At 62.9% G+C, this 21,798-nt stretch carries 20 protein-coding genes; 11 read left to right on the forward strand and 9 right to left on the reverse strand.

Annotation, left to right across the window (positions count from 1 at the left end):
- Positions 1–322: 322 nt before the first annotated feature.
- The 7 genes from HEP69_RS06025 (at position 323) to HEP69_RS06050 (ending at position 4,299) form a co-directional block, all read left to right on the forward strand.
- Entirely contained in the window at positions 323–958 is a 636-nt protein-coding gene (locus HEP69_RS06025; RefSeq protein ID WP_290557660.1) for a hypothetical protein, read from the forward strand.
- 3 nt (positions 959–961) lie between these two features.
- A complete protein-coding gene (locus HEP69_RS06030) occupies positions 962–1,378 on the forward strand; it encodes a phage tail assembly chaperone (protein ID WP_290557661.1) in 417 nt (138 codons plus the stop codon).
- A 12-nt stretch (positions 1,379–1,390) separates the two neighbouring features.
- Positions 1,391–2,296, forward strand: a complete 906-nt coding sequence (locus HEP69_RS06035; RefSeq protein ID WP_290557662.1) for a hypothetical protein — start codon at positions 1,391–1,393, stop codon at positions 2,294–2,296.
- Positions 2,297–2,306: 10 nt separating this feature from the next.
- Positions 2,307–2,618, forward strand: a complete 312-nt coding sequence (locus HEP69_RS06040; protein WP_290557663.1) for a hypothetical protein — start codon at positions 2,307–2,309, stop codon at positions 2,616–2,618.
- Positions 2,615–3,025 (forward strand): DUF4376 domain-containing protein, encoded by a 411-nt coding sequence (locus tag HEP69_RS06045; protein WP_290557664.1) that lies wholly within the window; start codon positions 2,615–2,617, stop codon positions 3,023–3,025. The genes HEP69_RS06040 and HEP69_RS06045 overlap by 4 nt, the downstream gene beginning before the upstream one ends.
- A gap of 211 nt (positions 3,026–3,236) precedes the next feature.
- Positions 3,237–3,389, forward strand: a complete 153-nt coding sequence (locus HEP69_RS23710) for a Com family DNA-binding transcriptional regulator (protein WP_366111306.1) — start codon at positions 3,237–3,239, stop codon at positions 3,387–3,389.
- A 10-nt stretch (positions 3,390–3,399) separates the two neighbouring features.
- On the forward strand, positions 3,400–4,299 hold the full coding sequence (locus HEP69_RS06050; protein WP_290557665.1) for a DNA cytosine methyltransferase: 900 nt from the start codon (positions 3,400–3,402) through the stop codon (positions 4,297–4,299).
- On the opposite strand, the gene HEP69_RS06055 is transcribed toward HEP69_RS06050, so the two are convergent.
- Entirely contained in the window at positions 4,287–4,433 is a 147-nt protein-coding gene (locus HEP69_RS06055) for a hypothetical protein (RefSeq protein WP_290557666.1), read from the reverse strand. The genes HEP69_RS06050 and HEP69_RS06055 overlap by 13 nt on opposite strands.
- Before the next feature lie 76 nt (positions 4,434–4,509).
- Here HEP69_RS06055 and HEP69_RS06060 point away from each other — a divergent pair, with 76 nt between their 5' ends.
- The 4 genes from HEP69_RS06060 (at position 4,510) to mmsB (ending at position 8,645) form a co-directional block, all read left to right on the forward strand.
- Entirely contained in the window at positions 4,510–5,340 is an 831-nt protein-coding gene (locus HEP69_RS06060) for a DNA adenine methylase (protein ID WP_290557667.1), read from the forward strand.
- A gap of 162 nt (positions 5,341–5,502) precedes the next feature.
- Positions 5,503–6,648, forward strand: coding sequence for an acyl-CoA dehydrogenase family protein (locus tag HEP69_RS06065; RefSeq protein WP_290557668.1), 1,146 nt, complete (start codon positions 5,503–5,505; stop codon positions 6,646–6,648).
- 78 nt (positions 6,649–6,726) lie between these two features.
- Entirely contained in the window at positions 6,727–7,758 is a 1,032-nt protein-coding gene (locus HEP69_RS06070) for an enoyl-CoA hydratase/isomerase family protein (RefSeq protein WP_290557669.1), read from the forward strand.
- An 11-nt stretch (positions 7,759–7,769) separates the two neighbouring features.
- Complete coding sequence (mmsB, locus tag HEP69_RS06075) at positions 7,770–8,645, forward strand: 3-hydroxyisobutyrate dehydrogenase (RefSeq protein ID WP_290557670.1); 876 nt, start codon at positions 7,770–7,772, stop codon at positions 8,643–8,645.
- 130 nt (positions 8,646–8,775) lie between these two features.
- On the opposite strand, the gene uvrA is transcribed toward mmsB, so the two are convergent.
- From uvrA to HEP69_RS06115, 8 genes are all read right to left on the reverse strand, one after another.
- Complete coding sequence (gene uvrA / locus HEP69_RS06080; protein ID WP_290557671.1) at positions 8,776–11,640, reverse strand: excinuclease ABC subunit UvrA; 2,865 nt, start codon at positions 11,638–11,640, stop codon at positions 8,776–8,778.
- Positions 11,641–11,711: 71 nt separating this feature from the next.
- The gene (locus HEP69_RS06085; protein ID WP_290557672.1) at positions 11,712–12,869 is read right to left on the reverse strand and encodes an MFS transporter; all 1,158 of its coding nucleotides are present in this window, start codon (positions 12,867–12,869) and stop codon (positions 11,712–11,714) included.
- Positions 12,870–13,427 carry a class I SAM-dependent methyltransferase gene (locus HEP69_RS06090; protein ID WP_290557673.1) on the reverse strand — a complete coding sequence of 186 codons (558 nt, stop codon included), beginning with the start codon at positions 13,425–13,427 and terminating at the stop codon, positions 12,870–12,872. It lies immediately after the preceding gene.
- Positions 13,428–13,493: 66 nt separating this feature from the next.
- Positions 13,494–14,888 carry a dihydrolipoyl dehydrogenase gene (lpdA, locus tag HEP69_RS06095; RefSeq protein ID WP_290557674.1) on the reverse strand — a complete coding sequence of 465 codons (1,395 nt, stop codon included), beginning with the start codon at positions 14,886–14,888 and terminating at the stop codon, positions 13,494–13,496.
- Between the two features lie 337 nt (positions 14,889–15,225).
- Entirely contained in the window at positions 15,226–15,804 is a 579-nt protein-coding gene (locus HEP69_RS06100; protein WP_290557675.1) for a DUF924 family protein, read from the reverse strand.
- Positions 15,805–15,914: 110 nt separating this feature from the next.
- Positions 15,915–17,168 (reverse strand): MFS transporter, encoded by a 1,254-nt coding sequence (locus tag HEP69_RS06105; protein WP_290557676.1) that lies wholly within the window; start codon positions 17,166–17,168, stop codon positions 15,915–15,917.
- Between the two features lie 100 nt (positions 17,169–17,268).
- Positions 17,269–18,324, reverse strand: a complete 1,056-nt coding sequence (queA, locus tag HEP69_RS06110; RefSeq protein ID WP_290557677.1) for a tRNA preQ1(34) S-adenosylmethionine ribosyltransferase-isomerase QueA — start codon at positions 18,322–18,324, stop codon at positions 17,269–17,271.
- Between the two features lie 108 nt (positions 18,325–18,432).
- Entirely contained in the window at positions 18,433–21,789 is a 3,357-nt protein-coding gene (locus HEP69_RS06115; protein ID WP_290557678.1) for an AsmA-like C-terminal region-containing protein, read from the reverse strand.
- Positions 21,790–21,798: the final 9 nt, after the last annotated feature.

The raw sequence follows: 21,798 nt of genomic DNA on the forward strand, positions 1-21,798 counted from the left end.
TAGCAGTCTTTCTGTAGATGCGTAGAGATGAGTCCCCTGCCCCCCCGGTATCCGGCCGGGCGAGGGGCCCGCCCCGGCCCAGGCGGCGGAATCGACAGGTTAGTCCGAGGGACCCGCCGAGACCAGCATCGCGGCGAGTGCCGGGGCGATTTCCGGGCTGACAACGTGGGTCAGCGATGCCGAGGGGCAGCTGACCTCACAGGCGACCAGTCTGACCAGCCTGACCAGCACAGTTGGGTCGCAGTCCGCGACCATCCAAGCGCAGCAGACTTCGATTGACGGTATCGAAGCGGAACATGCCCTGCGTATCGACAATAACGGCGTGATTTCCGGTGTCGTCATTCGGTCTGATCTGGACAACGCAGGTGTGCCCACAACGGCTGCGGTCTATCAGGTCGACAAGTTCTCGATCATCGCGCCGGGCGATCCATCCGCCACCGCGCGCAGCCCGTTCGTGTACTATTCGACGCCACAGGTGATCGACGGTGTGACCTATCCGCCCGCGCTCTACTCCAAAGACGCGATCATTCAGACTGCCCGCGTCGGCACGCTCCAGATCGCCGGGAATGCCGTCACGGTCCCGGCGCGGGTGACACGCCCCGGCGTCGTGGAGATGACGTCGGTTAGCACGTGGGAGGTTCTGGCCAGCCTCGCAATGAACCGGAAGGGCTATGCCACCGACCTCAGCTTTTCGGCCACACTCGACGGCTTCGGGTCCGGTGTGCTTGAGTTTGGTTTTTTCCGCGACGGTGTGCTCTTGAACAAGCGCCACCATGCGACCGCACCGATGGGCCGTCAGACGCAAGTGTCGGCGACCTTCACGGATTTCGACGAAGGCACGGGACCCACTGTGTTTCAGATCAAGGGCCGCCGCGCGACCCCGGGCGTTACAGGCGGCTGGGACGCCAATCTTCGCGTCTTCAATCGCCATCTCGCAGCCTGGCAGTTTCAGAGGTAGGGTATGGCAGGTTACATCGTCTATATCACGAACGAGGGCACAGCGACGGCGCGCCCTGTCAGCGCTTGGGGCGAGACCCCAACCGTGGCCGACATCGCAATCCAGGCCACCAGCCCCGATGAAACTGCGGTGCAGTTCGACACGTCTAACTTCACCTCGGATTTCTCCTACACCTACGACACGACAGACAGTTCCGTCACCGCGATCCCCGTCCCGTCAACAGCAATCACAGAAGAGGCCGCGCGTCGCGATATCACCGAGCGGCTTCGGGCCAGCGACTGGGCCGTGTTGCCTGACGCGCAGCTCAATGACCCGACACTGTGGCTTAACTACCGCGCCGCCCTGCGCGCGGTCCCCAACCAACCCGGATTCCCGGCCTCGATCACGTGGCCGACCCCACCCACAGACACCGAATTCTAGGAGGTAGAACAAATGGCATGGTACAGCACCGGCACAGTGTCGGTCACAAACGGAGGCACGACAGTCAATGGTGCAGGGACCGGGTGGTTCGGCGCATTGCAGGACGGTTGGGGATTTGTCGGGCCGGACGGTCGCGCATATGAGATCGCCTCGGTCACGGAAGCGACGACATTGGTTCTCGATACACCTTATCAGGGCGCAACAGCGAGCGGGCAGAGTTACGCCTGTTTCCCGACCAACAGCCTGCGAGAGGATCTTGCGTCTGCATTCCAGACGATCCAATCCACCTTTCAGGGCTACATCGACACCTCTCTCGTCGGCAAGTTCCTGGACGGCACCTTGGCGCTTCCGGGAATCACCTTTGTCGCGGATACCGACACGGGCCTGCGGCGGCCCGCGTCCAATCGCGTGGCCCTTGTCGCCGGGGGTGTCGATCAGCTTGATCTCGTTGGGGGTGTCGCCTCCGGGGCGGCGGTGCAATCCGGCGCCACAGACGTCACTCCAGGACGCCTGATGCTTGCGCAACACGGGTTCGGGCCGGGCAACCTGCTGGGGACCGTGTCGCAAAGCGGCGGCGTGCCCACCGGTGCGGTGATCGAGCGCGGCAGCAATGCCAACGGCGAATATGTGAAGGTCGCTGACGGAACAATGTTTTGTCAGCATTTTGTGGCGTCTGCGCTGTCTTCGAACGTGGCAACAGGAAACATATTCACCAGCGCGGATTACACGTGGACATTCCCCGCACCATTCATCACGTCAACGGACGCTTATGTTGCATGCACGCCCCTCACCTCGGCCAATGTCTGGGGCAAGGGCCGCACGACCGCTACCACGACGGGCGTCGCGCGCCTCTACTCGTCGGCATCAACAGGAGCGGTGAGCATATCTCTCTACGCTTCTGGCCGTTGGTTCACATAAGGAAATCAAGATGCAGTTATCATTCTCTCCATGCCGAATGGACAAGGCGCAACCCAGTCTCGCAGTGAATGGCGAGGTTCTGACGATCAACGGCGAGGCGTTCGATTTCAGCCCATTGCCCGATGGCGCGACCCTGCCGCGCGCGGCAGTCGCGTGCGATTGGCTGGCGTCCGACGTTGAGCGCATCGACGGGGCGATCCACCTGACGCTGATCCTGCCGCACGGGGCCAATGCCCCGCAAGAAACCCGGTTTCCAGCCCCCGTCACGATCGGCGCGGACGGTCCGGTCGATCTGCCTGCCTATGAGGAGATGTCCGAATGAGCAATATCGACTTTGGCGCCGTGATCACCGCCCAGGACAAGGATGCCCAGGCAATGGAGAAATGCCGCGCGGGGATCACCGCAGAACGAAACAGGCGCCTTGAAAGCGGCGTCGTGATCCCCATCGACGGCTATGGCGAGGTGCCCGTGCAGGGCCGCGAAAAAGATCGCATCAACCTCATCGCCCTGGCGGACACCGCGCGGTCCCTGATCGAGGCCGGGCAGGTCTCACAGACCGTCCCGTTCCGCGATGCCGACAACGTGATGCATCAGCTCACACCCCCGCAAATGATCGAGATGGTCGACAAGGCCAAGCAGGCCGCCTCCGCGATCTATGCCGCGGCCTGGACGATGAAGGACATGGCCGCGCCGCCACAGGATTACGGCGACGACAGCCACTGGCCCTGAGGCGGGAGGCGCTGAGTGCCTGACGAGGGAGATGGGCCGGTCCATAGGCGTTGATATCGCGGACACAGAATGAGGAGCGAAGGGGGCGGAAACGCCCCCTTCGAACGGGGCAAAACCTACCAAGTCACCCCCGCCGACCGCACCTAGATTACGGCCGCTCCCGCCTCTTGCGAGGCGCGGCCAAACTGGAGTGATTCGGTTGCAACATGAAGTGCGTTGTGCCGCCTGTGCGCGTCTGCTATTCAAAGCCAGCGATCCAGCAGCGCTTGGTTGTCTTGAGATAAAATGCCCGCGCTGCAAGACCCTGACCATCCTGAGGCCGAACCAGAGCCCCGAACCGAAGCGCCCAGAGCGCGACGAATAGGCGGCTACATGTGGCTCCATATCCCCAAAGACCTGATGAATTGCGCGGGCTCAGCTTGTGCGCCGGCGTTGGCGGCCTCGACCTCGGATTGCACATTGCCGAACCGGGATATCGCACTGTGTGCTTTGTCGAGCGAAACAGTTTCGCCGCGGCCTGTCTCGTGGCGCGGATGGCGGACACGGCCCTGGCTCCAGCGCCTATATGGGACGATCTGCGATCCTTTGACGGCCGAGCGTGGCGCGGCCGCATTCATATCGTCACTGCCGGATATCCGTGCCAGCCCTTCGCCCTCTCCGGTCATCGCAAGGGCGCCCAAGACCCCCGCCACCTTTGGCCCGATGTCGCCCGGGTCGTCAGTGAGGTCCAGCCGGAATGGTGTTTCTTCGAGAACGTCCCCGGCCATCTCACCCTCGGTTTCCGGGACGTCGTGGGAGACCTTCAACAGCTGGGCTATCTCGTTGCTGCGCGCGTCGTATCAGCGGCGGAAGTCGGCGGGTCTCATCTTAGGGAAAGGCTCTTCATTCTGGCCCACGCCGACCTTCAAGGGCAGCGGCAACAGGGCCTGCATTCTGGTCGGACCCGAGGGGCTGAAGTTCTGCACCGACCGCAACCAGGCAGGCAAGCAGATCGGGATCAAGAATGCGGTGGTGGCCTGGACACTGTTCTGGGATCTTCTGATCGCCTCCGGTTGGACGCCAGCGCCCTTCCCCTCTTCCCACCGCTGCCGGGTCAATTTGTCGAATGGGGAGCGGCGCTGGACGCCCGGCCCGACCTTAAACCCGGCCTGGACCGATTGGACGATGGGCTGGCCGATCGGCTGGAGCGATCCGCGGCGGCCGGTAACGGGGTGGTCCCGCTGGCTGCGGCGCATGCGTATGTCGCTTTGAAAGCGGCGTTTCAGGAGGGGTAAATGATCCGATACATCGCGCCCATGTCCTGGGCCATGCGGATGCACATGTTGACCGCGCCCGCCTCTGATACGAACGACAAGCCGTCCACCGTAAAGGTTCCGCTGCGCTCATTGGCAATCCGAAACGTCATCATGGGGTGTGTCCGTTTGGGTGACCCCGACAGAGGCGCGCGGCCCCGCCGCTACAGCCCATCGCAAGGATAAATCTTCATGCACGATCCTGATCTTCAGCCCGTCACCCCGGTTCGGCCCGCGGCCCCCTGGCTGGGCGGCAAGCGCGTCCTTGCAAAGCGGCTGACCGCGATCCTCGACCGGATCCCGCACAGTACCTATGCCGAACCCTTTGTGGGCATGGGCGGCATCTTTCTGCGCCGCGCGCTGCGCCCCAAGACTGAGATCATCAACGATCTCGGCCGGGACATCGCAAACCTGTTTCGCATCCTGCAGCGTCACTATCCGCAGTTCATCGACTGTTTGCGGTTCCAGCTGACCACGCGGGTCGAGTTCGAGCGCCTTGTTGCGACGGATCCCGCAACGCTCACCGATCTAGAGCGGGCCGCGCGGTTTCTCTACCTCCAGAGGACGGCGTTCGGTGGCAAGGTATCGGGCCGCAATTTCGGGGTCTCGGCCGATCGCGGAGCCCGGTTCAATCTGACCACGCTCGAGCCGATGCTCGAGGACTTGCACATGCGCCTCTCCGGTGTGGTGATCGAGTGTTTGCCGTATGGTGCCTTTATCGATCGTTATGACGCTGCGGGAACGCTGTTCTACCTCGATCCGCCCTATTGGGGGTGTGAGACCGATTACGGCAAGGACATGTTTGCCCGGTCTGACTTCGAGGCCCTGGCCGACCAGCTGCGCGGGATCGAGGGGAACTTCCTGCTCTCGCTGAACGATGTGACCGGTGTTCGAGAGGTGTTTAAAGGCTTTGAAATGACCCCTGTTCTGACCAGCTATTCGATCGCCAAGCAGGGGCGGCGGTCAGGCGGGAACGCGGAACTGATCATTTCAAGCGCCCCGCTGGCCGATCTGACGTCCTGAAAAACATTTGTTGAAAATATCTCTGTCATTTTGGAAAAAATCCGTGTCCCGCTACAGCTACACCCGCAAATCCAATTTGCAGCTTTGCCCGTTGAAAGCCGACCATCCGTTGGGTTATTAAACATTTGTTCAATTATTGGACGCGTGAGGGAGGACTTGCCGATGGATTTCGCGCTGACCGAGGAACAAACCGCCATTTTCGACATGGCCCATGCCTTTGGACAGGACCATATTGCCCCCCATGCCCGGCAGTGGGAAGCTGATGGCACCATCCCCAAAGAGCTGTGGCCGATGGTGGGTGAATTGGGGTTTGGCGGGCTCTATGTCTCCGAAGACGCAGGCGGCGCCGGCCTGTCCCGCCTGGATGCCACATTGGTTTTTGAAGCGCTGTCAATGGCCTGCCCGTCGGTCGCGGCCTTCCTGTCGATCCATAATATGTGCGCCAAGATGCTCGACACATTTGGCAATGACGATCTGAAGTCGCGTGTGATGGGCGATGTGCTGTCGCTCAACACGGTGCTGTCCTATTGTCTGACCGAGCCCGGCTCGGGCTCGGACGCGGCCGCTCTCAAGACCCGGGCAGAGCGCACGAATGAGGGCTACAGCCTGACCGGCACCAAGGCGTTCATCTCGGGCGGTGGCTACTCGGATGCCTATGTCTGCATGGTCCGCACGGGCGAGGACGGGCCCAAGGGCATCTCCACCGTCTATGTCGAGGACGGCACGCCCGGTCTGTCCTTCGGCGGGCTTGAGGACAAGATGGGCTGGCGGTCGCAGCCCACCGCGCAGGTCCAGTTCGATGGCTGCCACATCCCCGCGGGCAACCTTGTGGGCGAGGAAGGCCACGGGTTCAAATACGCGATGATGGGGCTGGATGGCGGTCGGCTGAATATCGCGGCCTGTTCCCTCGGAGCGGCGCAAACGGCCATCAATCAGACACTGACCTATATGGGAGAGCGCAAGGCCTTTGGCCAACCCATCGACCAGTTTCAGGGTCTGCAATTCCGTCTTGCCGATATGGAGATCGAGCTGCAGGCGGCGCGCGTGTTTTTGCGCCAGGCGGCGTGGAAGCTGGACCAGGGTGCGCCGGACGCCACCAAGCATTGCGCGATGGCCAAGAAATTCGTGACCGACGCTGGCTCCAGGGTCGTCGATCAATGCCTGCAACTCCATGGCGGATACGGCTATCTGGCCGATTACGGGATCGAGAAGCTGGTGCGCGATCTCAGGGTGCACCAGATCCTCGAAGGCACCAATGAGATCATGCGCATGATCACGGCGCGCCACATGCTGGCGGACCGGGGATGACCTCCGGGCCGGGCGCGGATTATTCGTCGAATAATCGCTCTTCTTTCACCGGACTGAAATCAACACAAATATGTGCACATGACTGATATCCACATCCGCATCGAGGGCCTGGCAGGCCGCATCACGCTGAACCGGCCCGCGGCACTCAACGCCTTGACATACGAGATGTGCACCGCCATCGAAGATGCGATTGACGCCTGGGCCGCCGATGACAGCGTGGCCCTCGTTCTTTTCGACGCGGCAGGGGACAAGGCCTTCTGCGCGGGCGGCGATATCGCCGAGCTTTACGCCACAGGCACCAAAGGCGACTTTGCCTATGGCCGATCATTCTGGAGCGACGAATACCGGCTGAATGCCAAACTCTTTGAATACCCCAAACCCGTGGTCAGCCTGATGCAGGGCTTTACCATGGGCGGCGGTGTGGGCCTGGGCTGCCATGGCTCGCACCGGGTTGTCGGAGAAAGCAGTCAGATCGCCATGCCCGAATGTGGCATAGGGCTCGTGCCGGATGTCGGCGGGTCGTTGATGCTGGCGCTCGCGCCCGGGCGCCTGGGGGAGTACCTGGGCGTCACCGGTGCGCGCATGGGACCGGCGGATGCGATTTACGCCGGATTTGCAGATCACTATATCCCCCAAGACGCCTGGCAGGAGCTGACCACACAGCTGGTTGAAACCGGCAAGGCCGACCTGCTGAAAGATTTCGACACCACGCCGCCCAGTGGCAGCCTTGCCGCCCAGCAACCTCAGATCGACCTGCTTTTTGACGGTGAGGCATTGGGGGATATCCACAACACGCTGCGCGCCGATGCGGGCCAAGTGGCTGCCGACGCCCTCAAGGCTCTGAGCCGTGTCTCGCCTCTTTCGGCTGCCTGCACGATTGAGATCGTGCACCGGCTTCGCACATCCTCGCTTACCATCCGCAAAGCGCTGGAGATGGAATACCGGTTTGCCTACCGCGCGATGGAGCATGGCGATTTCCTCGAAGGGATCCGCGCGCAGATCATCGACAAGGACCGCACCCCGCACTGGCAATTCGCCGACGGGACGGTCCCGACCAGTGCCGTCAGCGCCATGTTGCAGCCGCTGGGACCAGACACGCTGACATTCTAAGGGAGGGTGCAATGAAGATCGGAGTCATCGGACTGGGCAATATGGGCGCGCCCATGGCCGCAAACCTGGCCAAGGCAGGCCATGAGGTCACGGGCTTTGACACCGCGGGCGTTCGCGCCCAAGGGGTCACGGCCGCAGCAAGTGCCCAAGAGGCCGCGACCGGCGCGGATGTGGTCATCACCATGCTGCCAAACGGGCAAATTCTGCGGGCGGTCGCCGCACAGATCATCCCCGCAATGTCTCAAGGCGCCGGGTTCGTCGATTGCTCCACCGTCGATGTGGACAGCGCACGCGCCGTGGCCCGACAGGCCGCAGATGCGGGCCTGCTGCCTGTCGATGCCCCTGTTTCGGGCGGCGTCGGTGGCGCTTTGGCGGGGACGCTGACCTTCATGGCGGGTGGCTCGGATGCCGCATTTGCCAAGGCTCAGCCCCTGTTCGACATCATGGGACAGAAGGCCGTCCATTGCGGCGACGCGGGCGCCGGTCAGGCCGCAAAGATCTGCAACAACATGATCTTTGGCGTCACGATGATTGCAACCTGCGAGGCTTTTGCGCTGGCCGACAAGCTGGGGCTGGATCGCCAAAAGATGTTCGATGTCGTCTCGACCTCTTCGGGCTATAGCTGGACGATGAACGCCTATTGCCCCGCCCCTGGCGTTGGCCCGACCTCGCCTGCCGACAACGATTACATCCCCGGATTTGCCGCCGATCTGATGCTCAAGGATCTCCGCCTCAGCCAACAGGCCGCGGCCAGCGCCGATGCCGACACCCCGATGGGGCAGCTCGCCGAAACGCTTTACGAAGCGTTCGTCGAGAACGAGGACGGCGCCGGTCGGGACTTCAGCGCCATGCTCCCGCGGTTTGAGAAACGCCGCCGCGAAACCTGATTCAGACATTGCGCCCCACGCCTGCGGCGTGACTTTCCTTGGTAGGATGAGACATGGACCGATATCCGCGTCTCATCTGACCGGCAAATCTCAGGAGTAAACGCACGGTCGGCGCCGACGTGAAACGCCCCTACTCCGCCGCGACCTTTTTCGCACTCAGCATCGGTTTGAGGTACCGACCGGTATGCGAGCGTTCCGCATCGGCGACCTTTTCGGGCGTGCCGGTCGCCACAACCTCGCCGCCGCCATCGCCGCCTTCGGGGCCGATATCGATGATGTGATCGGCGGTTTTAACCACGTCGAGATTATGCTCGATCACCACGACCGTGTTGCCCTGATCGACCAATTCATGCAGCACTTCCAATAGCTTGCGCACGTCCTCGAAATGCAGACCAGTGGTCGGCTCGTCCAGGATATAGAGTGTGCGGCCGGTCGAGCGTTTCGACAGTTCCTTTGAGAGCTTGACCCGCTGCGCCTCTCCTCCCGATAGCGTTGTCGCCTGTTGGCCGACCTTGATATAGCCCAGGCCGACCCGCACCAGCGCGTCCATCTTTTCGCGGATCGACGGCACCGCCTTGAAGAACGCCTGCGCGTCCTCCACCGTCATATCCAGAACATCGGCGATGCTTTTGCCCTTGAATTTGATCTCCAGCGTTTCGCGGTTGTAACGTGCGCCTTTGCAGGTCTCGCAGGTCACGTAGACGTCCGGAAGGAAGTGCATTTCGATCTTGATCACGCCATCGCCCTGGCAGGCCTCGCACCGGCCGCCCTTGACGTTGAAGGAAAACCGCCCCGGCTTGTAACCGCGCGCCTTGGATTCGGGCAGGCCCGCGAACCAGTCACGGATGGGCGTGAAGGCGCCGGTATAGGTCGCGGGGTTCGACCGGGGCGTGCGCCCAATGGGGCGCTGGTCGATGTCGATCACCTTGTCGAGATGTTCCAGCCCCTTGATCGTCTCACAGGGTGCGGGCGTCTGGCGCGCCCCGTTCAGGCGCATCGAGGCGGTCTTGAACAGCGTCTCGATGGTCAGCGTGGATTTACCGCCCCCCGACACGCCCGTCACGCAAACGAATTTGCCCAGCGGGAAATCGACCGTGACCTTCTTGAGGTTGTTGCCGGTGGCCTTGACCACGGTCACTTTCTTTTTTGTTCCCTTGCGCCGTTTGGCAGGCACCGCGATCTCGCGCGTGCCCGACAGGTATTGTCCGGTGATCGAGGCCGCGTCCGCCGCGATCTGGGCCGGGGTGCCATGCGAGACGACCCGCCCGCCATGCACGCCCGCGCCGGGGCCGATGTCATAGACGTAATCGGCCTCACGAATGGCCTCCTCGTCATGTTCGACCACAATCACCGTGTTGCCCTGATCGCGCAGCGATTTCAGTGTGCCCAGCAGCCTGTCATTGTCGCGCTGATGCAACCCGATGGAGGGCTCGTCCAACACATAGAGAACGCCTGTCAGCCCCGAGCCGATCTGCGAGGCCAAGCGGATACGCTGGCTTTCCCCGCCACTTAATGTTCCACTTGAACGTGAGAGCGTAAGATATTCCAATCCCACGTTATTCAGGAATCCCAAACGCTCGCGGATCTCCTTGAGGATCGCCCGCGCAATCTCGTTCTTCTGGTCGCTGAGATGGTTCGGCACGCTCTCGACCCAGGCATAGGCCTCGCGGATCGACATCCGCACCACCTGGCCCACATGCATGAGCCCGCTTGGCCCGCCGATCTTGACCGCAAGAGCCTCTTCGCGCAGGCGGTACCCCTCGCAGGTGCCGCAGGGACGGTTGTTCTGATAGCGCTCGAATTCTTCGCGGATCCAGTTGCTGTCAGTCTCGCGGTATCGCCGCTCCATGTTCGGGACGACCCCTTCAAAGACACGGGTCACCTGATAGACGCGACCGCCCTCGTCATAGCGGAACGGGATCTCATCCTCGCCCGAGCCATAAAGGAAAACCTGCTGCACATGGGCGGGCAGATCTTTCCAACGGGCGTTCTTGTCGAACTCGTAGTGTTTCGCAATCGCCTCAATGGTTTGCAGGAAATAGGGGCTCTTGCCCTTGCGCCAGGGCGCCAGGGCGCCATCGCTGATTTTCAGCGTCTGATCGGGCACGACGAGCCGTTCGTCGAAAAACAACTCGACGCCCAGACCATCGCAGGACGGACAGGCCCCAAAAGGCGCGTTGAACGAAAACAGCCGCGGCTCGATCTCGGAAATGGTGAACCCGCTGACCGGGCAGGCGAATTTCTCCGAAAAGGTAAAGCGTTCCGGCTCTTCCGTTGCGGTCTCCAGAATGGCAATGCCATCGGCCAGATCAAGCGCGGTGCGCAGACTGTCGGCCAGCCGGGTCTCCAGCCCCGCGCGCACCACGATACGATCCACCACGACGTCAATATCGTGGCGGAACTTCTTGTCGAGCGTGGGCGGCTCATCGAGCTCGTAGAATGCGCCATCGACCTTGACCCGCTGGAAGCCCTGCTTGCGCAACTCAATGAATTCCTTGCGGTACTCGCCCTTGCGGTCGCGCACGATGGGGGCCAGCAGATAGGCGCGTGTCCCCTCCTCCATGCCCATGATCCGGTCGACCATATCCTGCACCTGCTGCGCTTCGATGGGCTGGCCGGTGGCCGGACTGTACGGCGTGCCCGCGCGCGCAAAAAGCAAGCGCATATAGTCGTAGATCTCCGTCACCGTGCCGACGGTGGAGCGCGGGTTTTTCGACGTCGTCTTCTGCTCGATCGAGATCGCGGGGCTGAGACCGCTGATGTGATCCACATCCGGTTTTTCCATCATGTCGAGGAATTGCCGCGCATAGGCGCTGAGGCTTTCGACGTAACGCCGCTGGCCTTCGGCATAGATCGTGTCGAAGGCGAGCGAGGATTTGCCCGACCCCGACAGCCCGGTGATCACCACCAGTTGATCGCGTGGAATATCGACGTCGATACTCTTGAGGTTGTGCTCGCGCGCGCCGCGCACCTCGATCTTTTTCAGCTCAGCCATGCGACCCCCGGGGTTAACGGTTCAGACATAAGCCACGCGCCCTGAGTCTCCAACCAAAAAATGAGAACAGATCATGAACGGCGCTGTTTGGCCATCCAAAGATGCGCGGCACCGCCCAAAGCAAAGACAATCGCCGCCAATCCGATCATCCCGCCATAGCCCGCAATCGCCAGAACCGCCGCCAGAATGGGCGTGCCCAGCGTATTGCCCACATTGCCCATCTGCGCAATGGCCCCGTTGGCCTGCGCCTGGGTGACCGCATTATCGTTGAGCTGCGGCACCACGGCAAAGGAGGCGCCCTGCACCAGGCCCAGCGCACCCGCCAGCACCAGACAGGCCAGCGGCAGACCCGGTGCGAAGAGCAGCCACAAAAGGCACAGCACCGTCCCGCCAAAACCCAGCAGGATCACCGACATCGCGCTGATCCACCGCATCAGCGCCACGCCCAGCGTCATCGACACCAGGATCGACACCAGCGGCATCGCCCCCAGCACCGGTGCCCGCAGATCGTCCGGCAGATAAGGCGGGATCAGCGTCAGCAGCGCGAGAAAACAGAAGGTGTAAAACAGCCAGCCAATCGCAGGTGCCGCGATATAGGGCGAGCTGTAGATGGTCACATGATCGCGCATCACCCCGCCCAGCGACAGGGCCCCTACCGGGCGCGGCACGTTCAGGCGGCGCAGCGCCGCCCCCAGCCAGAGCGCCAGCCCGGCCATCCACAGCGCATGTGCCACAAACAGCGCAGGCAAGCCAAGATGACCCACCAGTGGCAGGCCCGCCCAGACGAGCGCGGTATAGGCAACGCCGAAAAATGTGCTCCACAAGGTCAGCGTCAAACCTCGGTGGGACGGCTGAGACAGTTGTGCAATCAACGTGGGCGCGGCCACAACGATGGCCAGATGCGATGCCCCCTCCAGCGCGCGCAGAGCCAGCATCGCAGGCAGTGGCGGCAACAGCGCCTGGGCCAGTGACAGAACGGCCCCGCCCCAAAGCGCCCGGATCAGGGCGCGCCGATACCCCACCCGCGCCACCAAAAGCCCCGCCACCACGCCAAAGACGATGCCGACAAAGCCCACCAGCGACACGATAAAACCAAGAGATGCACCCGCCTGCGGATAGATCTGCGGCAACTGATCATAGATGACGCTGATCTTGCCATATTGGGCCGCGGCGCCCAGCCCGGCGAACCAAATCAGAATGATCAGCCCAAACGGGGTGCGCTCAGGCATTCATCGTCGGGCAATCGCCCAGGCGCAGATCGGCATCTGGGGATCATCTTCCAGCGTATCGACCGCCTCGTCATAGACGGGGGGCCAGTCCTCACCCATGTTCCTGAGCGCTGCGTTGCGGTTGCCCCATTGATGCGCCTCGATCTTGTCTTCGTCGAACCCGCCTTCGATCAGCAGGTTCTTCAGCCCCCGCGCCGACCAGCGCGAGCAATCGTAAGGCGCCGCATGGAAGGGGATGAAGAACGGCACGGCGAGCCAGAAATGCCCACCAGGGCGCAGCATGTTGCGCACGTTGCGGGTGGCGGCATAGGGGCGGTCCAGATGCTCCCACACCTGATTGGCCAGGATCAGGTCATAGGTGCGCACCGATCGGTCGTCATTGCGGATCGGCCCGGCACAGATGTCATAGTCGGGATATTTGAACTGCGTATAGCTGGCGAAGGTGAAGTTCTTGCCCCACTTGCCTGAAATCTCGGCAACATCCAAGGCTTCCGGCCCCAGCGCCCGGATCATTTTCCGGCTGAAACGTTGCATTGCGACACGGTTGAGACTGACCATGCCCAATCTATGACCCGGGGCCGCGCGGTTTGCAATCCATCACCGCGCGATCCGGCTGCGGCACGCCTACATGTGGATCACGCGACCGTAGGCGTCCAATACGCTTTCATGCATCATCTCGCTGAGCGTGGGGTGGGGGAAGACGGTGTTCATCAGATCCTCTTCGGTGGTCTCCAGCTGGCGACCCACCACATAGCCCTGGATCAGTTCCGTCACCTCGGCGCCCACCATATGCGCGCCCAAAAGCTCGCCTGTCTTGGCGTCGAACACGGTCTTGATCATGCCCTCCTGCTCACCCAGGGCGATGGCCTTGCCGTTGCCCATGAACGGAAAGCGACCGACCTTTACATCGTATCCCAGCTCCTTGGCGCGCGCCTCGGAATACCCGACCGACGCGATCTGCGGATGACAATAGGTGCAGCCCGCGATGCTTTCGGGTTTGACCGGGTGCGGCGTGCCGCCCGCGATCATTTCGGCGACCATCACACCCTCGTGGCTGGCCTTGTGCGCAAGCCAAGGCGCCCCCGCGATATCGCCGATGGCCCAGACACCATCCACGCCGGTCCGGCAATAGGCATCGGTCACCACATGGCTCCGGTCCACGGTGACACCCAACGCCTCCAGCCCCAGCCCTTCGGTATTGCCGACGATGCCCACGGCAGAGATCACGGTGTCAAAATCATGCTGTTCCACCTTGCCGCCCGTCTCGATATGCGCGGTCACCTTGCCCTTGGCGCGATCCAGTTTCTTGACCATGGCCTTTTCCAGGATCGTCATGCCCTGTTTGACGAATTGCTTTTTGGCAAAGGCGCTTATCTCGGCATCTTCAACCGGCAGGATGCGGTCCATCACTTCGACCACAGTCGTTTCCGCCCCCAGCGTGTTATAGAAGCTGGCGAATTCGATCCCGATGGCACCGGATCCGATGACCAGCAGTTTCTTGGGCATCCGTTGGGGCACCAGCGCATGTTTATAGGTCCACACAAGATCGCCGTCCGCCTCCAGCCCCGGCAGTTCGCGCGCGCGCGCGCCGGTGGCGACGATGATGCTTTTGGCGGTCAGGTCCAATGTCTCCTTGTCGGTCTTGACGCTGACCTTGCCCTTGGCGGGGATCGACCCCTCGCCCATGATCACGGTGACCTTGTTCTTTTTCAGCAGATGCTTGACCCCACCCGACAGTTGCCCGGCCACATTGCGCGAACGTTTGACGACCGCATCCAGGTCATAGCCGATATTCCCCGCGCTCAACCCGAACTCGGCGGCGCGCTCCATCAGGTGAAACACCTCCGATGAGCGCAGCATCGCCTTGGTCGGGATGCACCCCCAGTTCAGACAGATCCCGCCCAGATGCTCGCGTTCGATGACGGCTGTGCTCAACCCAAGCTGAGCCGCCCGAATGGCCGCCACATAGCCCCCCGGCCCGGACCCAATCACCACCAGATCAAAGGAAGTCGCCGCCATATCATACGCCTTTCGCGTGAGGTAAGAAATTAGTTCAGCACTAAACTACTTTTCAAAACACATCAACGGCTCCCACCGCGACAAATCGAATGGGGCATCCTTGGCCTGTGGAATAGGAGCGTTGTCCCCCGATACCACCAGTTCACACCGTATTGCGCCCCAAAGGCCAGCCATTTTTTGAACAAGGGGGTGTGGCGCGGCGATGGGGCCTCACGGCCACATGGGCGGCTCTCGCAGCGGGTGATCCCATGGGATCTCTCAAGGATTGGATAATCGTCCGCACCATAACCCCCGCAGGATCCCACCGAGGAGACCGTCGGGCGTTCCCACCTTAGGGTCAGTTCGCCGCTTCCAGTGTCCGGATCGTGGCGCCGTAACCGCCCGCCTCGACATAGGCGCGCTCGGGTGTGGTCATGGCCCGGGCAAGAGCCTCATTCCGATACGGGAACCGACCGAACTGCCGGATCACTTCCCGATGGGCGCGAGCATGAACCAGGTTATGCGCGCCGGACTGCGGCATCCGTTCGCACATCAGCCGCACGCAGCGTTCCTGATCGCACAGGTTCTCCGAATGCATCAACGGCATGTAATAGAACTGTCGCGCGGGCTCGTCGATCTTCATGTCCCAACGTTTGTCGATAGACGATTTCGCGACGGCCAGCGCCGCACGATCCGTCGCAAACGCCTTGGCCTGGCCGCGGAACATGTTGCGGGGAAACTGGTCGGTGAGCAGGATATAGGCCAACGCCCCGCTGGGATAGGTCAGCCACATCGACAGCGCCCCATCGGCGCTGCGAGACCACAGACCCTCGAACCGGTCACGGATGGTCTGGTCAAGCGCGTCATCCTGCGCGTACCAGCCATCGGGGCCGACCTCATCCAACCAAAAACTCAATACATCTTGTGGACCGGTCATCTTAACGCTCCATGGCCTCGAATTCAGTCACCTGAACGTTACAAAGCCTTTTGATACAATGCAAAGTCACGAATGCTTTCAGCTTCGTCACATTCACGATTGCGTAACAATTAGGCAGCATCGTCGTCTTTCGCCTCATCGCTTGCGATTTCCTGGGCCAGTTCCACGGCAACAGGGCCGACACCGGGGCCCATGGCAACATAGGCTCCGGTGTCTTCGACCGGGGTCGAGGGCCTTTGTGTCGACCGGTAGACGCCGTAAACCGCCAGCGCCGCGATCAGCGATCCGGCGAACATGAAGAAACCCGGCGGGCCGACGACTTCCATCGCCCAGCCTGTGATCAGCGGGCCGGTAATCGCGCCCAGACCGTTGATAAACACCAGCCCGCCCGAAGCCGCGGCCATATCGTCATAGTCCAGAAAGTCGTTGGTATGCGCGATCAGCAGCGAATAAAGCGGGTTGGACGCGCCGCCCATCAGGAAGGCCGCCAGCAGCAGCAGCGGAAACGATCCGCCGAAAAGCGCGCCGACAACCGCGCCTGCCGTCCCGACCACCGACACGATCACGATCAGGCGGCGCCGGTCCATCCGGTCTGAAATCCAGCCGATAGGATATTGCGTGATGATCGCGCCGATGAAGAAGGTGGACACGAATGTCGAGATCTGCGGAATGCTGAGATTGGCCTGTGTGCCGTAAACCGCCGACATGCCGAACTGCGCCGAAAAGATCCCGCCCAGCAGGAACATCCCCACACATCCCAGCGGCGAATAGGAGAAAAGTTGCCGAAGGCTCATCGGTTTGGCGCTGTCAAAGGCGGGCGTGGGGCTGATTGACAACAGGATCGGCGTGATTGCGATCGACACCAGGATCGACGGAATCACAAACAGGACATAACCCGACGGATCGGCAGTCAGCAGCAGGGCCTGCGCCACCACGATGCCGGTGGTCTGCACGATCATGTAAAGCGAGAGCGCCTGCCCCCGTGTATTGTTGTCGGCCGCGTTGTTCAGCCAGCTTTCGGCAGTGACATAAACGGCCGAGAAACAAAACCCGATCAGCACCCGGCCCAGTGTCCAGACGATCGGATCGACAAGTGTGGGATAGAGGATCATCACCGCCGAAATCAGCGAAGCGAGTGCTGCAAAGACCCGCACATGCCCGACCCGTCGGATCATACCCGGCGCCATGCGACTGCCGCCCAGAAAACCCACGAAATAGGCCGAGACGATCACCGACATCTCCAGCGTGGAAAACGCCTCGATCTCGCCCCGGATGCCCAGCAGGGTGCCTTGCATCCCGTTGCCGATCATCAAAAGACCCATACCGAGGAGCAGCGCCCACGCGCTTTTGAGGACCTGCATCATCTGATCGGGACCTTTCCGCCTTACCTATCCCTGTACCTGGCCGCCGGAACCATCCGAGTCGCAAGCAGAAACGACATCGGCGCGGCGTTTTTGGGCCGTGTCAGTCGGGGGTCGGGATCAACAGCGAACTGTCACCGTAGGAGAAAAAGCGATAACCCGTGTGTACGGCATGGTCATAGATGCCCATGATCCGCTCGCGCCCCATCAGGGCCGAGACCAGCATCATCAGCGTCGATTTCGGCAGATGGAAATTGGTCATCAGCGCGTCGGTCACCTGAAACCGAAACCCGGGGTAGATAAAGATATCGGTGTCGCCTTCCCAGGGCTGGATGGTTCCGCCCCGCGCGGCGCTCTCAATCAGGCGCAGCGCGGTGGTGCCCACCGGGATCACACGATGACCCGCGGCTTTGGTCGCGGCAATCTCGGCGGCGGCCTGCGCACTGACCCGGCCCCATTCGGCATGCATCTTGTGATCGGTCACATCATCGACCTTGACCGGCAGGAACGTGCCCGCCCCCACATGAAGCGTGACATAGGTGAACGCCACGCCGCGCGCGCGCAATGCCTCTATCAGCGCATCATCGAAATGCAGGCTGGCCGTGGGCGCGGCGACAGCGCCGGGATGGCGGGCAAAGACGGTCTGATAGTCTTCGGTGTCGCGGCTGTCCGCCGCACGTTTCGAGGCGATATAGGGCGGCAGCGGCATCGCGCCCGCCTGGGCCAGCGCGGCATCGAAATCTTCGCCCGTCAGGTTGAACTGCAACAGGCCCTGCCCGTCGGCGATATCCTTAAGCGTGGCGCTGAGGTCCTGGGAAAAGACAATCTCTTCGCCGATCTTGAGCTTTTTGAGCGGCTTGATCAACGCCGTCCAATCGCCGCCCATACGCGGCTCCAGCAAGGTGACCGCGATCCTGGCGCTGACCGGGCCTTGCGCGCTCTGACGGTGGCGCTGACCGGACAGGCGCGCGGGGATCACCCGCGTATCGTTGAGCACCAGCCGGTCGCCTGGCTGCAAAAGCTGCGGCAGATCTGACACGATGTGATCGTAAATGGCATCGCCCCGCGCCAGCAGCATCCGGGCCGAGGATCGCGGCCGCGCGGGCCGGGTCGCGATGCGGTCGTCGGGCAGATGGAAATCGAAATCGCTCAGTTTCATGGCGCGGCACTTAAGCCGTCATGGCAAGAATTGCCAGAGCCGACCGTCGCTGACCGAGGCTGGCGGCGCGCCTTGCAAATTCTGGGCTACCGGCCGACCCCAAAGGCGCTAACGCTCCCCGCCCGCAGGCGCACGGGGGCGGTTGGGCAGGGGTGCGGCTGGCGCGTCGCCCGAACTGCTCGCCGCTGGGGGCGGCTCCGGGGCGGGCGCGCGAAAGATCTCGCGAAAGATGCCCGGGGTCAGCCCGGACAACGGGTTGACGAACACTTGCGGGTTCTGCGCCGAGCCGGTGAGCGTATAGTTGAACCCAAAAAGCCCCTCCCCCCGACGCGGCGCCAGAAGACCGCCGATCTGGTTGAGCAGATACACCGGCGAGATCACGCCCTGCATATTGAGACGCTGGTTCGGCACGTCATAGACACCGTCCATCGACAGACCCAGCGAAGGTCCGGTCGCACGGCTCTCGTAAAGGGTGATGCGCGACGGGCTCATCCGGAACCGGGCGGCCACTTCGGAAAAGAGGATGCCCTGCCCGGCTAGCTCGTTGATCAGCCCGACGATCGAAATCGCATTCAAAAGGGCCGCGATTGCCGGCGCGTCCCGGATGTACGTGTCGGCGACTGTGATGGTGCCGTCGAAATTGCCCGGCTCACCGACCGGGCGCAGGGTCATGTCAAAGCGGCCCTCATGGGCCTGTTTCAAAAGACCGGCGTCGCGGAACACGCCGCCCGCGTCACCCGATTGCACCCGCACCGCGCTCCGCCCGTCCTCGGGCACGACCTGCCCGGTGATCTGGGTCTGACCGTTGATGCGGCCCTGAAACCCGCCAGCGAGCCCCCCGGCCAATGCGAACTGCCCGTTGAATGCGGTGAGCGCGATCGTGTCGGTCACCTGAAGCCGGTCGAGCTGGGCCACCAGCGCGTCGGACCCGCTGGCTGCTGTCCCGCGCCCGCCCGAGGATCCGAATGTCGCACGCCTCAGATCCAGCGTCCCACCGAGGATCCGCACCGCGGGCGCGCGGCCCGGACCGCGCCCTTCGAGACGCGCGCGCACATCCATCCAGTCGCCGCGCCGAAGCTGAGAAAACTCCGCCAGAGCCAGCCCGCCCCCCGGCGCGCCGCGCACCTGCCCGCTGGCACTCAGCCCCGGCGCGCGCAGGGTCAGCGATCTGACAAAGGCGGTCTCGGACAGCTCGGCGGCCAGCGTCAGGGCCCCGGTGCGGGTGGCCGATTTCGTCCAACCCAGTTCCGGGATCGACAGGCGGAGCCCTTCAAGGGTCGAGCTAAGCTGCAATTGCGGCGGCGCGCCGGGGGGCAGGTCGATCTCGAACCGGCCGATACCCGATCCGGTGACCGATCCCGGCGGCAACCCGATCTGGAACGCGTCGAGCATCTCCGGGCCAAGGGTCAGAGTGCCTTCGACACGGCTGCCTATGCCCGGCTGGCCAAAGGGCTGGATCCAGGTCGCCTGAAACGGCACCGCACTGATCAGCCCGGCGCCGCCGATTTCGATCCCGTCATGGGTGGCGCTGACGTTCAGCGTCGGCGCAGAAAGGGTCCGTCCCGGCACCAGAATGCCGCTCTGCACATCGCGGGCCAGCGCATCGACGAAAAAGCTCACCTCGGCGACGTCCACCCTCTCCTTGAGCGGCAGAGAGATATTGCCCTGAAACACCGCCGTGCCGTCGGCCAGCGTGACCGGCAATCCGGGCAGCTCCAGAATGCTGAGCGGCGGGCGGTTCAGAAGCGACAAAACGCTGGTGATCGTGCCCCGCCCCATCAGCCGCACAATCGCCGGGGCCGCCTGGCGGATCGAGGTGTCGGGGATGATAAAGGATGTGCCCGCCACATCGACCGCCCCCCCCTGCTGGGCCATCACACGGCCCGCGGTGGCGGTTGTGACAAAGCGGTTGTTGATCAGACTCGCTTGACCGGTGGCCCCTTGGATGGGCGGCATCGAACGCATGAATTGAACCTGGGCATTGGCATAGTCGAAGTCGATATAGACACCCGGCGCGCGTTGGGGTGTGATCCGCACGGCAAGGTTGACATCGCTGAGCCGCCCGCCCGACAGGTTGCGCGCGATCCAGCTTCGGGTTTTCGGGATCGCCCCTTCCGGCCAGAGTGCCAGAAGCCGCGCGGGCGTCAGCGCGTCCATTTCGCCATCCAGCGCCAGATCCCAGCCCGCCTCGGTCGCGCGCAGCGCACCTGTCAGATGCAACGCATTGCCCTGATCGGCGATGAAAAGCTCCCCGAGCGTCAGCGTAAACGGATCAAGATCCAGCCGGAAATCCGCGGCAGCCCCACTCAGCGTGATCGGCTCTGAATAAAGCCCCGCCGGGTTCAGCCGCGTGGTGGTCAGCCGCATCTGGCCGATCAGGTCGTCCAGTCCGCCCGACCCGATCCCACCCAGAGACATCGTGCCTTCGGCGCTGCCGGTGACCCAATCGCTGACCACCGCGACCTCGTCGAAGACGATCAGCTGCTGGGCCGGGTCATAGGTCAAATAGGCCTGCGCGCGCTCGAACGGGATCGGCCGGGTCTGATCGGTTGGCTGCAGCACGCCGGCACCGATCTGAAGCGTCGCATTCAGCAGGCCGAACGCGCCGGTCTCATCAATTTCTCCGCGCAGCGCCCCCGAGAGCGGCGCGCGAAGCGGCCTCAGCCACGACAGCGCCACGCTTTGGCTGGCGATATCACGGGCGGGCACATCCGTCAGGGTCAATCCGAACCGGGCCGACGCTTCGCCCATATCCGAGCTATAGTTCACCTCGACCAGGGAGGCGAAATCGCGCCCCGTCAGCACAGCCAGATTACCCGAGACGCGCAGCTCACCGGCCTCGCGCGTCAAAAGGAACGCGCCGTCATCGACCGTCCAGGCCTGGCCAGAGCGCGCATCCTCATAGCGCAGATTGACCTCCGTAAGCTCAACCGTGGTCAAGGCCGACAGGAACGGCGTGCCAAAGGCGTCGTCGAGCTGCTTGACCAGCGGCACGATCCCCTGCGCGGTTTCCACCGGGGCCGTGGCGCCGTCAAACGCAAGGGTGACGCCGCCTTCGGCATCCCGACGCAGCACCGCAAACGCGCCGGTCAGCGCAATCTCGCGCGGTTGGATCTGGCCCCTGAGCAACGGGCGCATCGCCAGGCTGGCCTCGGCATTCGACAGCGACAGGATCGGGCGCCCATCTGCGTCCGAGAGGCTCACATCGCGCAGCGCCGCGCGCGGGCGCCACCCGTCCGAGATCACCAGCTCGACATCGCCGAACGCGATCTGAAGCCCGCCCAGCCCGGCTTCGATCCGCGCCTCGACCCGGTCGCGCACCCATTGCGGCGCACGCAGGGTCTGGTCGATGATCAGCACCACCGCAAGCCCCGCCAGAATGCCCAGCGCAGACAGGCTCAGGACCGACCACGCCCCGGCTTTGCGCGCCGTGCGCATCTGGCGGCGCCGCCGCAAACGGCGCACGCGGTCCTC

Origin of the sequence: Aestuariivita sp. (genome assembly GCF_021404545.1) — a bacterium.
Lineage (GTDB): Bacteria > Pseudomonadota > Alphaproteobacteria > Rhodobacterales > Rhodobacteraceae > Aestuariivita.